The following is a 15747-nucleotide window of genomic DNA, read 5'->3' on the forward strand; positions in this document are numbered from 1 at the left end:
TATATGAATTATCCTTAACAATCAAGTTTAATTGCAAAAAAGCGCCTCAAAATTGGGACGCTTTCCTGAAATTTATTCATTTAAAGGTTTGTTTACTATAACAAACTAAAATATTTGCAAGGTTGAGGTCACGCCTACAATTATTAACAAACTAAAGACCAAACGCTTAAAGTTTTGTTCGTTGACTAATTTACGGAGTGGATGACCAAGTAAAAATCCTATAAAGGTAGGCAATATCAGAATTACTACAGTTAGGAGAACTTCAGGGTCATTATGTTTATTAAATACGAATAAAGATAATGAAAGGGCAATAGAGTATTGTATAAAAAAATAATTAACTGTAGTTGCTCGGAAGATATTCCTTGGTAAAAATTGAACTAATATCGCGACTACTGGAGGGCCGGGCAATCCTGCTACACCGGTTAGTAATCCAGATAATAAACCAGCTGCATAAAAGCCTTTTGGAGTGGTATTTGTTTTCGAATGAGGGTCGCTTTCTGCCGAAATGCCAGTTGCTGAGGTTTCGGCAGCAGTATTGTTTGAAGTGCCTGGGTTTCGTTTTTTCTTATCAAGTTTAAACCATTGCAATAAAACATAGATTAAAACCGTAGCACCTACTATTGCTTTAAGATGGCCAGCATTTAACTTTTCGCTCCATATAACCCCAATCAAAAGCCCTGGAAAACCAACTAGTAAAAGTCGCCATATAAGATCCCATCGAGCCAGTCTAAAGCTCTCCTTTACCTGCAGAGATAATGTGAATAATGATAAGATCATACAGATTAATATTGCCTGATAACCTGGAAATACATATAGTAATAGGGGAATAGCAACAAGTGAAAAACCAAACCCAGTCAATACTTGTAAACCTGCAGCTATCATTACAGCAATACTGCCTAACAATAAATTAAACAAGAAAGCGTCAATCATAGGGTTCCTTCTTTCTACTCAATCTGTTTTATTAAAAATCATAATATTTTTAATATTCATTAATTATGATATACAACTTCCGCTACTCATTCAATCTTGATTTTCTTACCTTTTAAGAATCATTAAGAAACAGGCTGCCAGGAAGCAAAAAAAGTGCCCCGCAAGCAGGGCACTTTTTCCTCTTAAGAATGTGAATGCAATCGTTCTTTTTTGAGCAGATCTTGCTGTTCTTCAACTGCCAATCCGTCTTTTTGGACAATAAGTGTACGGGTAGGGAAGGCGACTTCTACACCTTCTCCTTCAAGCAAGTCCATAATCCGGAAATTAACATCCTCTTTGATGTTTAAGTACTCAGCAAATGTAGTAACAGTGGTAAAGAAGTAAAGGTATATATCGAGACTGGAATCGTTAAAACGATCAAACTTAACAAGGATTGTATCGTTATGAATTTCTTCGTGCTCAATGAGCATCTGCTCGATTCTCCTCACCAATCTTTCAAGCTTATGTTTTGGTGTAGTATAGGTAACGCCCAGATGGAAAGCAATCTGCCTTTTACCCATTTTGGACCAGTTGATGATCGGTTCATTGGCGAGCGTAGAATTCGGAACCGTTACAAGCGCCTGGGCGAACGTTCTGATTTTTGTACTTCTAAAAGTAATATCCTCTACTGTTCCCTCCACACTCGGTGTCTTAATCCAATCGCCAATAGTAAAAGGCTTTTCTGTCACGATGACGACTCCGCCAAAGAAGTTGCTGACTGTTTCTTTTGCAGCAAGGGCGAAAGCCAACCCTCCAAGCCCCAGGCCGGCAATAAATCCGTTTATGTTATAATTCCACTCCTCCGCAATAATAGTAATGCCCAACACAACGATAATCAGTTTTGCTATTTTCGTTATGAAAGGAATAACAATCCTGTCGACATCAATGTCAAGCCTATTCATGATGCGCGGGAAAAGGAGCGTAATGGTTGTACTTAAATTAAAAAGGCCCCATGTGATTAATAAAACAAAAAGTGACCGAAAAAATTGTGCTTCCCGATTATCGGCAATAAGATCATAAGGGAAAAATTTAAGTGCAAGCTGAAGTCCAATGATGACAAAAAGCCACCTTACCGGCTTCTCAAAAGCAATTAGGATATTTGCGGCGGTTTCGACTTTTCTCTTTTGCATAAACGAAAGAATCATTTTGAAAACGTATGTTGTAAACACCTTTCTCAGTGCTAAAAACAGTAAAAGTATACCTGCCGAGATGCCTATCTGCACCCATGTGTTTTCTAAATTTAAGAATTCCATCCATTATCCTCCATATCTAAGGTTATTACTATGCTGACAGTTGAAGAAATAACCCGATTACTTTACCATCATTTCAAAAATAGTTTAATAGTGAAAAAGATTTATTTTTATTGGATTTTAACATAGTTTGATATTTTATCAAAAATTATAAGTGGTCATGAAATCCAAGACCAGGCACATAGGTTATAAGGAAAAGCTTTTGGAGAGGGTGTTGAAGGTGGCATATCAGGGCAAAGGATGTTATTCAAAACTTAGAGAAAGTAAGTTATGCCTTTAAAGAACGCTAAAGGAACGTAGTCAGAATCCTGTAGGTATAGGAATTACTGCTTTACTCCTCACCGAAAAGAAATAATCATGTGGAAAAAAAGTAAAAATATTGACATAAGATTTTTTCAATTATGTGAACTTTTAAAAATTGTGAATGGAAACGCTTACATATGTGGAATATATATTAATAAAGATACCATTTCAATTTTGTTATGCATTGTTATTCCTGTCTGCAACATATTTTTTTGAAGGGGGCAATGGAGATGAGCTTTAATTTAAACAGGATTAATCCGAATCAAACTCAAGTCATGTTTTTTGATGGCCGTTTTGAAACACTGACAAATGAAGAATTGGAAGAGCTGCTGTCACAGATGGGAATTAGTGAAAAAGCGGAGGAACAGGAATCCAGTGTAACCAGTTAACAGCTGCCCGCATTGGGGCAGCTGTTTTTTCTCTTATGGACTCTGTTAAACTTGCCTGATAATTTCCGTTCCAGCGATAAGCGAACCCCTGACCCGTTGGGCACCCCGGTTTCCGGCGCTGAGGTATCTCAATTTTACTCTCTTCTCCCGCTAAACGTTGAATTTACTTCCCGGAATTTATATTGAAAGAAAATGCGAATGCACTTTAGAGGATCTGCGTCCCTGTTCCAATTAACAGGTACCAATGTTATCAATGAGCTCTAACCGAGACAACATAATAAAAGCACTGGCTTAAAAGAGCCAGTGCTTTTACATCTCTGCTAAGCCTCCAGTAATTGGGACGATTCTTGGGCTGCAACTCCTTGCCGCATAACATGCAGCGTATATAAATCCTTTGGAATTTCGTATAAATTGTATATATCTCCAGCCGCATTTAGCTGATCATAAACAGACTTTCTTGTTTCATTTGCAAGGATGACATAAGGAAGCTTTTCTGCCGCTTTTTGCGAGCGAATATTTTCTTTTCGAATTCTCATGAAAATGGTTTCAATGCCTGTTTCATAAAAGAGTTCTTCAAAGAATGCATCCTTGGCTAATTCGTTGTAGCCTTTTCCATGGTAGGGTTTTCCTAACCATGTGCCTAAGAATCCAGCATTATCCTGGATATCGAATAAATTAATCGTCCCAATCGGAGTGCCCCATTCATCAAGAATAGTGCGTGAAATCAATTCACCGCGTTCTTCTGCTTCGATTGTCTGCTTTGTTATAAACATAAATTCATCATGGGAATCGGCTTTTTGGCGAACAAAAGGGAAGACATCAGGGTGCGTCATTAAATCATACAAAGCATGGCAGTCGTGAAGTTCACGTTTCTTGAGCATAGGTTATCCCTCCAATTGAGGGCAGTCCTACTCCATGCCAAATAGAGCCTTCGGTCCACCCTCGAAATTTTTTATAATGTTGCAAAAAATTTCGGGGTGGGAATCGAACCCACTAGAACCAGATAACCTGGTGGCGCACCATTTGCCTTCCCTATAACTATCGTTTCCGATATTTGATTGTCTGTCGTTTAGAAGCAAAATTTTCACTTCACTTAAGGTATAATACTAAAAAAAATTCAAAAAGGAAATAGGTTTTTCGATTATTTTTTTTGCGGTTTTCTGTCAAATAACACCAGCAATTTTCGACAGATTCACGACTCTTTGTAAGCAATATTTCCTCCTATGATCGTCCACTTTGGCTTAGCTGAAAAATGGAATGGATGGTGGCTCCATAAAACCAAATCAGCATCCTTTCCTTCTTCTATGCTGCCAAGCTGGTTATCAATCCGCAAATTTCTTGCCGGCAGAATTGTAATCCCTTCCAAGGCTTTTTGCTCTGATAGGCCCTCCCGGACAGCAATGGCCGCACACAAATTTAAATATTGTACAGGTGTGTAAGGGTGATCTGTTGTTATAGAGACTTCCACTCCATGCTCGGTCAGCTGCTGATAGGTTTTCCAGGTTTTGTTTTTCAGCTCAACTTTTGACCGCCTTGTCAGCGTGGGCCCGACAGATACTTTTAAATTTAGCCCTTCTAGTTCCTCTGCAATTAAATGGCCTTCCGTACAATGTTCGATACGAGATCGAGGTTAAATTCTTCAGCAAAACGGATGGCTGAAATAATGTCATCAGCTCGATGGGCGTGTATTCGGACTGGAATCTCCCTTTTTAAAGCTTTAACGAGAGGAGCAAATCTCAAAGCTTCCGGATTATCACAATGAATTGCCTCATAAAAAGCTTCCCTAAGCATCCCCATAATGCCCATTCTTGTGATGGAGTCTTTGTTTCCCTGGCTGTGAATCCGCTTGGGATTTTCTCCAAGGGCGATCTTTAGTCCTGCCGTTTCCTGAATGAGCATCTTTTGAATATTCTTTCCCGTCGTTTTAATAACAGAAGTTGTACCGCCAATAACGTTGGCGCTGCCGGGCATGATATGGGCTGTTGTTATTCCATACTTCACCGCATCCGAGAAAGCAGGGTCCAAGGGATAAACTCCATCCATTGCCCTGATATGCGGGCTAAGCGGCTCAATTGTTTCGTTGGCATCGTTGCCGGCCCACCCCGTTCCTTCATCATAAAGACCAAGATGTGTATGGACATCTATGAAACCGGGAAGAAGATGGAGGTGATTGCAATCAATAATTTTTACATTAGAATCAGTTTTAAGGTTTTTACCGAGCTTTAAGATTTTCCCATTCTCTATCAAAACGTCACCGTGAAAAGAAGCTGAAGTGACAGGGTAAATTTGTGCATTTTTTAATAAGGTTTTTGTCATAGTTTTCGTCCTTTAGTCCTGTAGTATTTTTTCTATTTTACAAAAATGGAACGAAAAGGGGAACAGGAATTTTTAAAAAAAGAACGTTTTCAGCAAGCACATTGTAATATATGCAGGGCCAGGCTAAGTTGATGATATATTAAAAGTGTGACGATATTTTGCTATCGCTGACAATATATATTCAGTTGATAACTTTTCAGCCGAAGTTAAAGATAAAAGCTTCTCCAACTATAAAAGAGCGTGAAATTAGCATTCCACACTCTTTCTTAAATTTAATAATTTTTTCATCATCTTTTAACGATAAATTATAAAAGGCCATCATTCTTTCCATTTTTTATAAAGAAAATAAAGCAAACCCGAAGAAAAGGCGAAGATTACAATCGGTATAATAAAGGGCTTCGCATACTCCTTGATATCTCTCCAATGATCTCCAAGTTCCATTCCCAACAATAAAAAGAGGACAGTCCATGGCACCATTGCCGCTATAGTATAGACTGTGAAAACGGAAAGGGGCATTTTTGCAATGCCGGCAGGGATGGAAATGGCATGGCGGACTACGGGGATAAATCTGGCTGTAAAGATAACTCCTGTCCCGTATTTTTCAAACCATTTTTCGGAGGCATCCAAATGGCTTTTCTTAATCAATAAATACTTTCCATACTTATCAAGAACGGGTCTTCCTCCATATGCGCCAAGCCAATATAAAAACAATTGGGCCAAGGTTCCTCCTGCAATGCCGGCAAGCAGGGCTCCGGCAAAGTGAATGTCGCCTGCACTGACTAAGAAACCGCCATAGCTTAGGACTATTTCACTTGGGATAACCTCAACCATTAAGCCAAGTGCAATTCCAGCATACCCCAGCTGGGAAAGCACTTCAAAAATAACGCTAATCAAATCTTTCAATCGGAAACCTCCCCAGCAGGATTTTAATGAAAAATTAAAATATCCCGGTCATCTGCAGGACTAATACAGTAAACCCAAGAATCCAAACGTAAACAGCAAACACTTTCAACGATTTTCTTTTTAAAAAGTTGATCATCCAAACAACGGCCATATATCCAAAGATGGCAGATGACAAGGTTGCCATAAGCATACTGCCAAGGGTTACCGCTTCTGTATGACCTGACATTAACTCACCAAATTGGAGGACAATACCCCCTGCGATGGCAGGAATGGAAAGCAGAAAGGAAAAATAGGCGGCTGTTTCCCTGTCCAATTTCCGAAAAAGGCCAGCTGCAATGGTTAGCCCAGACCTGGATACTGCTGGAAAAATTGCGGCAGCTTGGAAAGTGCCGATGAAAAGGGCGTCCCCGTAGCTGATGCTATCCATCTTTTTGGCACCTTTTTTTATGCCGTCAGCCATCCAAAGAATGAACCCGGTAAATAAAAATTCCCACCCGATGGTAACTCCTGATTTTGAAATGGAATCAAACAGGTCACTAAGCAATAAACCAACGATTACTGCCGGAATTGTGCCGATTACAAGCAGCATGGACAACTTGCCAAAAGGCTTCTTTAAAATTTGGAGCAATTCATTTTTGTATACGACGAGGACTGCCAGCAGTGTTCCGATATGAAGCATGGTATCCAGGAACAGGCCAGCTTCGTCAAGCCCGAAAAGATGCCTCCCCAAGTACAAGTGGCCTGTACTGGAAATGGGCAAAAATTCCGTAAGTCCCTGGATGATTCCAAGAATAAAAGCTTCAAGCTTTGACATCATCTATATCACCTTCCTAATCGCATAAATAACAAAATTAGGCAAAAGGACAGCAAAAATGCCTGTCTCTTTCATATGTATTCAAGTTGTCCCAATCAAGAACTGAAAAAATCAGGCTTTTGCGGTTCAGGAAGTGCAGCCATAAAAATTAAGCTTCATTGCTGATTTTAATCCTCTAACGAATATCAACGGTCAAGTTTAACAGAACCAAAAATTAAAAATTCTTGAAACCTTTTTGAATGAATAACGTAAATAATATAGAAGCAGGAATTATCAATTTAATTTTTAATTAAAGTGAAATTTTAGGAGGAAGCAGAATGAACGATTTAAAAATGCCTTCCAATGATGAAAGGCTTTTAGCAGCTGCCATCTATGTAACCAGTTTTTTTACCACTTTTATCGGACCGCTTATTATCTGGCTTTTGAAGAAAAATGACTCGGAGTTTGTTGATTATCATGGAAAGGAATACTTAAACTTCCTGATTTCTTATACAGTTTATAGTGCAATCAGTGTTGTTTTAATGATTATCTTAATCGGTGTCATTACTATTTGGATCGTAGGGATTCTGGCCTTTATTTTCACGATCATGGCTGCAGTCAAAGCATATGAAGGAAAGGAATATAGAATACCGCTGGTTTTCAGGATCTTGAAGTAATCGAGGAAGAGCCCATGGCCGTTGCCACTGGGCTTTTTTTAATAGATTAACAGCCAAGGCAATCGTAAGTGATGGTTTGGTAAAATGGCTGCTGAATTGGGGTAATAAGGCCAAGGTTCTTTCTCCGCCTGCCCTTGTTGAAGAAGTAGTAAATGAAATCCGCCAAATGATGAAAGTGTACGAAAACGCGGGAGATTGATCCAGTTTTTATTGAAATTTTTAATTTTTCATAAACACTCTATTCATAGGAGTGTTTTTTTATTTAGCAATGTAAAAGCTCCTTGTTGATATTAGCACATGTTGATTGGAGCGGAAGACTCCGGGCTATTCCAAAGCCAAGCGGGAAAAGGATAGCAATAGGAATCACCGCAGGCTTAGAGCATGTGGAGCGTCGTACCGCCCGCGGAAAGTGAGTACCTGGAGCGGAAATTAACAGCCAAATTTAACAGAGCCTATTTAATAAATTTTATTTTCCAGTGAACGATTTCTCGATCTGCACGTCATATGGATGACAAAAGCGATTGAGGGAGGAAATTAAATTGGAAATAATAGAAGGCATTAACTGGGCAATTCTTGCTCCTTTTATAATAATACAGCTTATTTTAATGATTGTTGCCATTATTGATTTAGTAAGAATAGAAAAAGCAAATGGCCCAAAATGGGTATGGGCTTTAATCATTCTGTTTATTAATCTGCTTGGCCCGATTATTTATTTCATTTTTGGAAGGAGAAGTTACTGATGCCTGTCGTAAGCATTAATGGATTAATGAAAAGGTTTCAGGAACAGGAAGTGATTAAGGGGCTGAACTTCGAATTAACAGAAGGTAAGTGCGTAGCACTTCTTGGTGCTAACGGAGCTGGGAAGACAACAACTTTGAAAATGCTCTCGGGCCTGATGAAGCCTGACTCCGGAACGATTGTTTTCGAGGGAGCAGAAAAAGGGGATTTTCGAAGTTTAATAGGCTATCTTCCACAGTATCCTGTTTTTTATGACTGGATGACAGGCAGGGAATTTCTTGAATATACAGGTAAGCTTGCGGGGCTTTCCAATAAAGAAGCTAAAGGAAGAGCGCAGGGGCTTCTTGAGCTTGTCGGTATCGCTGAGGCAAAAAATCGTCGCATCGGAAAGTATTCAGGAGGCATGAAGCAGCGGCTGGGTATTGCACAGGCCATTATCCACCGGCCAAAACTAGTAATGCTTGATGAACCTGTTTCTGCACTTGATCCATTTGGACGCAGGGAAGTGCTTGAGCTTATGGAACAGCTAAAAAAAGAAACAACCATTCTGTTCTCAACCCATATATTGAATGATGCTGAAGAGGTTTGTGATGAAATATTATTTCTCCATAATGGTAAACTGGTTGAAGCAGGGACCATGTCTCAACTGAAAGATAAACATCAGCAGGCCAAAATTGACTTGGTTTTTAAAGAAAACACTTCTCGATATGCCGAAGAATTATCAGCTCTTTATCCAGTTACCTCTTTAAAAATAAATGGTGAAAAGGCCAGCTTGTTCGTTGAGGATGTAGAAGGAGCCAAAAAGTTATTCTTAACAGAGATTACCAGCCGCAGTCTGCCTTTAATTAAGTTTGAGATTAGCAGAACAAGTCTTGAAGATGTATTTATGAAGGTGGTGCAAAAATGAAGCAATGGCTGACATTATATAAGAAAGAGCTTCTCGAAATGGTCCGGAATTATAAATGGATTTGGGTTCCTCTTACTTTTATTTTAATTGCTGTAAAAGAGCCGCTGACATTATTTTATATGCCGCAGATTATTGATTCGCTGGGCGGGCTGCCGGAGGGGGCTGTCATAGAACTCCCTGTTCCGTCTGCAGGTGAAGCCCTCGCGGCAAGCCTTAGCCAGTTTAATACATTCGGTGTACTAATTATTGTTTTAATTACTATGGGGGTAATAGCCGGAGAAAGGAAAAGCGGTGTAGCAGGAATTATTTTAGTTAAGCCGGTATCTTATGCCCGTTTTGTAACAGCAAAGTGGGCTGGTGTTATGCTGCTCATTTGGTTCTCTTATTTTTGCGGCTATTTTCTCTCCTGGTATTATGTAGGAATCCTGTTTGAGTTTATTTCTTTCACCGATTTTATACAATCCTTTTTTGTTTATGGAATTTGGCTGACATTTGTTCTAACGATTACAATTTTTTTCAATAGCTTTTTACAATCGCCTGGTGCTGTTGGTTTTATCACTATGGGCATCACCATCCTATTAAGCCTGGTAAGCAGCTCCCTATCACATTTGCTTGACTGGAGTCCTGCTTTGCTATCTGCTTATACAAATAGTTTTATAATGGGCAGCGGTTATCCGGAGGAATTGATGCCGACCATTCTTATCTCCTTATTCATGATCATTCTGTCCCTTTTTGCCTCTATAGCAATCTTCCGAAAAAGAGAACTTGCCTGAGGCAGGTTCTCTTGGGCAAATTTGTATAACAGAGTAAATTGTTTTGATAGTATAGTTTTATAAAAAATGAAAGGAAGATTACCATTGATCAGTGAAACAGGCCTGGTTCTTGAAGGGGGAGGTATGCGGGGAGTCTATACAGCTGGTGTCCTCGAATATTTCCTGGAGCAGGAGCTCTTTTTCCCATATGTCATAGGCGTATCAGCAGGTGCGTGCAATGCCGCTTCTTACTTGTCCAAACAAAAGGGCCGAAATAAAATTGTGAATGTTGAATATATAACAGACCCTCGCTATATTTCATGGCGGAACTACTTTAAATCAAGGCAGTTTTTCGGCATGGATTTTATTTTTGATGAAATCCCTAATAAGCTCGTACCCTATCACTATGATGAGTTTTATAAAAACCAGTCTGAGTTTGTGATTGGAGTAACAGACTGCCATACGGGTGAACCTGTGTATTTTAGGAAAGAAGACTATGGAAAAGACATGCTGAAAATATTAAAAGCATCCAGTTCTTTGCCATTTATTGCACCGGAAGTAAATTTTCAGGATCGCATACTGCTTGATGGAGGAATCAGCGATCCAATCCCAATAAAGAAAGCCCAGCAAGATGGGTTCAAAAAAAATATAGTCATATTGACAAGAAACAGGGGGTACACAAAAAAACCTTCCAAATTCGAGTTTCTTGTTAAAAGAAAGTACCCGGAATATACGGGACTGCAAAACGCTCTATCAGACCGTTATCAAATTTATAACGAAACACTTCGTTATCTTGAGCAGGAAGAAAAGAATGGCACTGTCCTTGTCATCCAGCCGCAGCAATCGCTGGCGGTTGGGCGAATGGAACGAAATCCGCAAAAATTAGAAAAGCTTTATCTGCAAGGGTATGAAGATGCCAGAAAGTCTTTGGAGAAAATTAAGCAATTTTAACAAACCGCAGCCATTAAGGTGCGGTTTTTAAATTATTTAATACTAGGAAGATAGAATTGTATTTTCGACAAAGGGTGAAACGGTTCTCCAGTAAAGTGTCCGCCTAATTAGGTTAAAGTATCCATGGTTTTTGAATAAAATGGGATAATTTTCAATTTATCTATATTATTAGCAGGGTGAAGCTGCAGAATCCAGAAGGTTCGTGTCGAAACACGAAGATTGCGAGCGTCAAAATTTTAAATATAATGAAAATTAGGAATCATAAGGGGGTCTAAATAATGAATATGAAAAAGAGTGTCTTTGCCGGCGCATTAAGTTTGGCTTTGTGTGCATCGACGGTGTTTGCTGGTGCATCCAGCATTGGACAAGCACAATCTATTGAGAAGAAATATCTGGTGGTCTTCAAGGATGAATCAAAGCTTCCTGCAGGCTATACAGATTTAGTGAAGAAGGCTGGCGGTCAAGTAGAGAATAAGCTTGATAAATTAGGAGCTGTTGAAGTTACATCCACCAATCCTAACTTCCTGAATGAAGTGAAGAAGTCTTCACTGGTATCAGCTGCTGGAGCTGAAAATGTCATTTATCCGGAAGGACCTGCGGCAGAAGCAGATCTTCCATTGGAAAGTGCAGATTTATATAACGAACTCCAATGGGATATTAAACAGGTTACAAACAATGGCAAGTCATGGGATCTTCCTGGAGGAACCGGAAAAACGGCATCTGGAGAAGATATCGTAGTGGGTGTTATTGATACTGGTATTGACTATACCCATCCTGATTTAAAAGATAATTACGTATACGGAAAGTCTTTTGTTCCTGGCTATCCTGATGCAATGGATGAAAATAGCCATGGTACGCATGTTGCCGGTTCGATTGCTGCGAAAGGCAGAACAATGGGTGTGGGGCCTGATCTGAAAGTGGCAGCCTACCGTGTATTCGGACCTACTGGCGGAGCAGCGACTTCCCATATTGCAGAAGCATTAATGACGGCTGCAGATGATAATGTCGATGTTGTGAACATGTCCCTTGGCGGCTATGACTGGTTCCAAAACCCTGATTATGCGACAAGTGAAACAGTTGCGGATGTACAAATGTTCAACAGAGCAATCAAATATGCCATTCAAAAAGGTGTAACAGTAGTTGGTTCTGCAGGAAACAATGCTGTTGATTTAAAGAGCCCAGGACAGCTTTCCGGAACTGATACGGGTGCAACACACAGGAGCCCCAGCAGCCAGTTGATGATCCGAGTGTCTGCGGGAGGAGCCTTAAAGAACCTTGCTTTCTATTCCAACTACGGTGTGGGTAAAATAGATGTTATGGCTCCGGGCGGAGACTTAGGACCGAACTATGATCCTGCAACTGGAACTGGCAGGGACAATACTTACCTTGCGTATGCTACTATCCCAGGCGGAAAATATGGCTATAAAGGCGGCACTTCCATGGCTGCTCCGAAAGTCGCAGCATTGGCTGGTGTGATTATTGCCAAGCATGGCAAAGACCAAATCACGCCTGCACAAGTAAAACAAATCATTCAGTCTTCTTCAGAAGATATTTTCGAGCCAGGATATGATGCAAAATCTGGCCATGGACTAATTAACGCAGTTAATGCATTAAAATAATAGTTTAAAAAGCTGGCGGAAGATTCCGTCAGTTTTTTTTTGCTTTGAAGGTCATCCAAAAATAGGTAGAATTGTGAACTTTATGAATAAACTGAAGGAGCTTGCGAACAAGTAATAAATCTTGCGAATAAACCTAAAATTATACGAATAAAACTGGAGAATTTGCGAATGAATTTCAGTTTTTCAAGAGCAAATGTGATTCAGCAATATCCCCAACATTTTCTGCACAAAATCCTTCCAAAATTCATTTTTACGGGAATCTATTAATAGAATATAAAAGAATCATATAAAGCAGGGAGACTAAACAATGAATATCCAGCAATATTATCGAAAAACAGCTGACATTTCTTTGAATGGCAGTCTGGCAGCACTTGTTCCTCCTTCATTTTTCTTAATATATGCAATTATTGCCGTTCCCCGGACCAATTTGTTTCTGATCGTGACTCCTTTTATCATTTATAGTTTTTTCTGCTATCAAACCTATTTACTGAATAAGCAAAGAGCAGAGGAGGTAGTGGAAAGAAGTATACTCAGCAGCGGCCATTATGCACAGCCACTGCTTTCGCAGTCTATTGCCTTGATTGCTTTTATGCCGGCGCCCTCCCTTAGAATGGTCATCTTTAACTCAGAAGGAAGGCGATGTGGAGAAATCAGGGATATGAATTTGTGGAAGATCAGATGGTTCTTGCCCTATCTTTTCGATCGTTTTTTTTCTAAAAAGCTGGGCATCTTTAATGATGATGACACTCTCGTAGCCATGATTATGATTAAGAGAAACAGAGTTGAAATATTAGATTGCAAAGGTTCAGCAAAGGAAACGATATTTTTAAAAAAAGAAGGATCAAATCTAATATATATACATAGCAGCGTAAAATACTATATTCCTAAACGGTTTTTCCATAATGATTTGCAAGTTTACAAAGAAGACTCCATTAGAATTGCCCGCTTCCGCAAAGGCTGGATGCCGCTTGAATGGGGCCAGCGTTTTAAGGATCCCAATACACCAGTGCTTACCTTTGAAGCAGGAGTCGCTGCAGAAGAAAAAATCAGGATTTACGCCATTTTTGCTTGTATTTTTCATTATCAGAATCATTAAAAGGCCAAGTGCAGAAAGGTGGATTCCCTATTCCCCGTATAGTATGATAGATTTAGCTAACGTACGGGGAAAATAGTAATCGATATAGAGGTGTTCAGATGAAAAAGTTTTTGCTGGGAGCGGCAGTTATTGTCCTATTGCTGTTTATTGTTGATAAAACAATTCTTAAGGATAAAGGGGTAGTAGAACAAGCTGAACAAATGCAAAAGTATGAAAAAATAGAGAATCCAAAAGAGCTGCCTGTTGGATTGGAGAAAGGAAATCTTGCTCCTGATTTTGAACTGACAGATATGGAAGGCAACCAGGTAAAGCTAAGCGATTTCAGAGGCAAAGCGGTACTATTGAACTTTTGGGCAAGCTGGTGCCCGCCATGCCGTGCAGAAATGCCTCATATGGAAAAGCTATATAAGAAATATAAAGCTGAAAATTTTGATATTGTTGCAGTTAATTTGACTAATACAGAGAAAAACAGCGGTGACGCAGAAAAGTTTGTTGAAGAACTTGGACTAACATTCACCATTCCAATGGATGAAAAAGGGGTTGTCGGTGCTGATTACGAAGTGCTTGCATACCCTACAAGCTACTTTATCGATTCGGACGGGGTCATTAGAGGAAAGGTTCTTGGAGCATTAAATGAGGAATATATGGAAAAGGAAATCACGAAACTTCCATAACAGTTGGAAAAGCCGGAGAGCTGCGAACAGCTTTCCGGCTTTTTATTCAGGATTATCCTGTTCTAGGCGATGAAGAATGGCTCTTTTACGGTAGAGCAGCATTCCAGCTTCAGCAATATCGTTTACTGCAGAGCGGTTTATGAAAGCTCCAAATAGAAGCCCGGCAATCGGGACCATTTGAAAAAGCTTTTTCCAGCCAATTTGGTCACGATAGGAAAATACAACCTCTCTCCATCCCTGAAGCTCAGAAACAACCTCTCTTTTAGGTTCGCCTGCATTAGAGCCAAACAAGGAGAGCTGTTGCAAAATGGCCTTCTTGCCAACTATATCAGAGGATACAAATTGTAATATTTTAACGATGAACATTCTTTCATTTTTATCAGCAGGATCGAAACCGTAACAGATCGCAATGTCCTGCAGGGTTTTAAGCTGGATGCCGAGCAGGAGGGGGATATCAATCGTTAGAGTGAAAATGCCTCCGATCCCTGTACTTGCCCCTTGAAATGCTGCAGCTCTTTTCCGGTTGGAAGACAGCCTGGCAGCAGCTTCATCCATTCTGGCAATCGGCAGGCTTTCGACATCCTTTAACGTATGAATATTTTGATCTGGATAATAATTTTTTAAGGAGGATACTGAGCTAAGATACCTGCCTCCTGATTGGATGTATGTGCCTAGTTCATCAATAATTACTCCAACTTTTTTTTGAATGAATTCAGGTGTAAATCTGTCAATGAGTTTGAAAGGAAGCCGCCCAAGCTTTTCCCAAAACCATAAGTCCCCCTGGCTTTTTTCCCAGTCTTCGCATTTTTTTAACTCGATTCTTAAATGCTCTCTCGTTTCTATCATCTATTTAGCGCCCTTTCAATTACTTGATAACATTCATACGTACAATGGCCACAAAAGTTTCAATTTATTGAGCCATTTCTCTTTGTATATTCCGATAATTCGTGATAAGATTCTTATAATAGAATAGGATTTCCTTCGGGGCAGGGTGAAATTCCCAACCGGCGGTGATGAGGGTACGCCCTCTTAGTCCGTGACCCGGTTTTGTTATTAGACAGTAAGTTTAAGCATTGAGATTCGATTACTGTCTAGCTCCAGCGCCTACCCCCTCGAGGTCACAAGCCAATCCTCCCAAAAAGAAAGAACGCCTTTCTGTGAGGCTCGACTTGTGCATGTCAGGGGTGAGCGAGGCGCTTGCGCTTTTCTAATGAAAACGGTGGATTTGGTGAAACTCCAAAGCCGACAGTTAAAGTCTGGATGGGAGAAGGAATGATTAGAAGTTTGCGTTTAAAAAAGTATGATTTAGACGCTTATTTAGTCATGAAATTTTTGCCCCGTATCTCCTTTGTTGGTGTACGGGGTTTTGCCGTTTTTAATACTTAAATTGCATAACTGGAGAAATAATAA

The 15747-nt window shown here is 39.8% G+C and carries 16 protein-coding genes and 2 pseudogenes; 11 read left to right on the top strand and 7 right to left on the bottom strand.

What is annotated here, in order from left to right:
- Positions 1–105: 105 nt before the first annotated feature.
- A complete protein-coding gene (locus AC3ZVC_RS13050; RefSeq protein ID WP_490063686.1) occupies positions 106–930 on the bottom strand; it encodes a sulfite exporter TauE/SafE family protein in 825 nt (274 codons plus the stop codon).
- 182 nt (positions 931–1112) lie between these two features.
- Positions 1113–2222 carry a mechanosensitive ion channel family protein gene (locus AC3ZVC_RS13055; RefSeq protein ID WP_490063687.1) on the bottom strand — a complete coding sequence of 370 codons (1110 nt, stop codon included), beginning with the start codon at positions 2220–2222 and terminating at the stop codon, positions 1113–1115.
- Positions 2223–2752: 530 nt separating this feature from the next.
- Between AC3ZVC_RS13055 and AC3ZVC_RS13060 the strand changes: the two genes are divergently transcribed.
- Positions 2753–2911 carry a hypothetical protein gene (locus AC3ZVC_RS13060; RefSeq protein WP_214728989.1) on the top strand — a complete coding sequence of 53 codons (159 nt, stop codon included), beginning with the start codon at positions 2753–2755 and terminating at the stop codon, positions 2909–2911.
- 320 nt (positions 2912–3231) lie between these two features.
- Here the strand turns inward: AC3ZVC_RS13060 and AC3ZVC_RS13065 are convergent, their stop codons facing one another.
- The 4 genes and pseudogenes from AC3ZVC_RS13065 to AC3ZVC_RS13080 all read right to left on the bottom strand — a co-directional run bounded on the left by AC3ZVC_RS13065 (position 3232) and on the right by AC3ZVC_RS13080 (position 6944).
- A complete protein-coding gene (locus AC3ZVC_RS13065) occupies positions 3232–3792 on the bottom strand; it encodes a GNAT family N-acetyltransferase (protein WP_490063688.1) in 561 nt (186 codons plus the stop codon).
- A 311-nt stretch (positions 3793–4103) separates the two neighbouring features.
- Positions 4104–5227: pseudogene (locus AC3ZVC_RS13070) on the bottom strand (amidohydrolase).
- A 318-nt stretch (positions 5228–5545) separates the two neighbouring features.
- Positions 5546–6130: an undecaprenyl phosphate transporter UptA gene (uptA, locus tag AC3ZVC_RS13075; RefSeq protein ID WP_214728983.1), complete on the bottom strand. Its 585-nt coding sequence runs from the start codon at positions 6128–6130 to the stop codon at positions 5546–5548.
- 34 nt (positions 6131–6164) lie between these two features.
- Entirely contained in the window at positions 6165–6944 is a 780-nt protein-coding gene (locus AC3ZVC_RS13080) for an undecaprenyl-diphosphate phosphatase (protein WP_490068924.1), read from the bottom strand.
- Positions 6945–7261: 317 nt separating this feature from the next.
- Between AC3ZVC_RS13080 and AC3ZVC_RS13085 the strand changes: the two genes are divergently transcribed.
- The 9 genes and pseudogenes from AC3ZVC_RS13085 (at position 7262) to AC3ZVC_RS13125 (ending at position 14337) form a co-directional block, all read left to right on the top strand.
- Positions 7262–7600 (top strand): DUF4870 domain-containing protein, encoded by a 339-nt coding sequence (locus AC3ZVC_RS13085; RefSeq protein WP_490063689.1) that lies wholly within the window; start codon positions 7262–7264, stop codon positions 7598–7600.
- Positions 7601–7658: 58 nt separating this feature from the next.
- A pseudogene (locus AC3ZVC_RS13090) lies at positions 7659–7799 on the top strand (WCX domain-containing protein); the annotation flags it as partial.
- Between the two features lie 340 nt (positions 7800–8139).
- On the top strand, positions 8140–8340 hold the full coding sequence (locus AC3ZVC_RS13095; protein ID WP_490063690.1) for a PLDc N-terminal domain-containing protein: 201 nt from the start codon (positions 8140–8142) through the stop codon (positions 8338–8340).
- Positions 8340–9245: an ABC transporter ATP-binding protein gene (locus AC3ZVC_RS13100; RefSeq protein ID WP_490063691.1), complete on the top strand. Its 906-nt coding sequence runs from the start codon at positions 8340–8342 to the stop codon at positions 9243–9245. The genes AC3ZVC_RS13095 and AC3ZVC_RS13100 overlap by 1 nt, the downstream gene beginning before the upstream one ends.
- Complete coding sequence (locus AC3ZVC_RS13105; RefSeq protein ID WP_490063692.1) at positions 9242–10018, top strand: ABC transporter permease; 777 nt, start codon at positions 9242–9244, stop codon at positions 10016–10018. Before AC3ZVC_RS13100 ends, AC3ZVC_RS13105 begins: the two co-directional genes overlap by 4 nt.
- Before the next feature lie 84 nt (positions 10019–10102).
- Positions 10103–10948, top strand: coding sequence for a patatin-like phospholipase family protein (locus tag AC3ZVC_RS13110; RefSeq protein WP_490063693.1), 846 nt, complete (start codon positions 10103–10105; stop codon positions 10946–10948).
- A gap of 278 nt (positions 10949–11226) precedes the next feature.
- A complete protein-coding gene (locus AC3ZVC_RS13115) occupies positions 11227–12567 on the top strand; it encodes a S8 family peptidase (RefSeq protein WP_490063694.1) in 1341 nt (446 codons plus the stop codon).
- A 307-nt stretch (positions 12568–12874) separates the two neighbouring features.
- The gene (locus tag AC3ZVC_RS13120; RefSeq protein ID WP_490063695.1) at positions 12875–13663 is read left to right on the top strand and encodes a hypothetical protein; all 789 of its coding nucleotides are present in this window, start codon (positions 12875–12877) and stop codon (positions 13661–13663) included.
- Positions 13664–13761: 98 nt separating this feature from the next.
- On the top strand, positions 13762–14337 hold the full coding sequence (locus AC3ZVC_RS13125; protein ID WP_490063696.1) for a TlpA disulfide reductase family protein: 576 nt from the start codon (positions 13762–13764) through the stop codon (positions 14335–14337).
- Positions 14338–14379: 42 nt separating this feature from the next.
- Here the strand turns inward: AC3ZVC_RS13125 and AC3ZVC_RS13130 are convergent, their stop codons facing one another.
- Positions 14380–15183, bottom strand: a complete 804-nt coding sequence (locus tag AC3ZVC_RS13130; protein WP_490063697.1) for an EcsC family protein — start codon at positions 15181–15183, stop codon at positions 14380–14382.
- Positions 15184–15534: 351 nt separating this feature from the next.
- Here AC3ZVC_RS13130 and AC3ZVC_RS13135 point away from each other — a divergent pair, with 351 nt between their 5' ends.
- Positions 15535–15723 (top strand): hypothetical protein, encoded by a 189-nt coding sequence (locus AC3ZVC_RS13135; RefSeq protein ID WP_490063698.1) that lies wholly within the window; start codon positions 15535–15537, stop codon positions 15721–15723.
- Positions 15724–15747: the final 24 nt, after the last annotated feature.

This window comes from Cytobacillus sp. C11.1 (genome assembly GCF_058145115.1).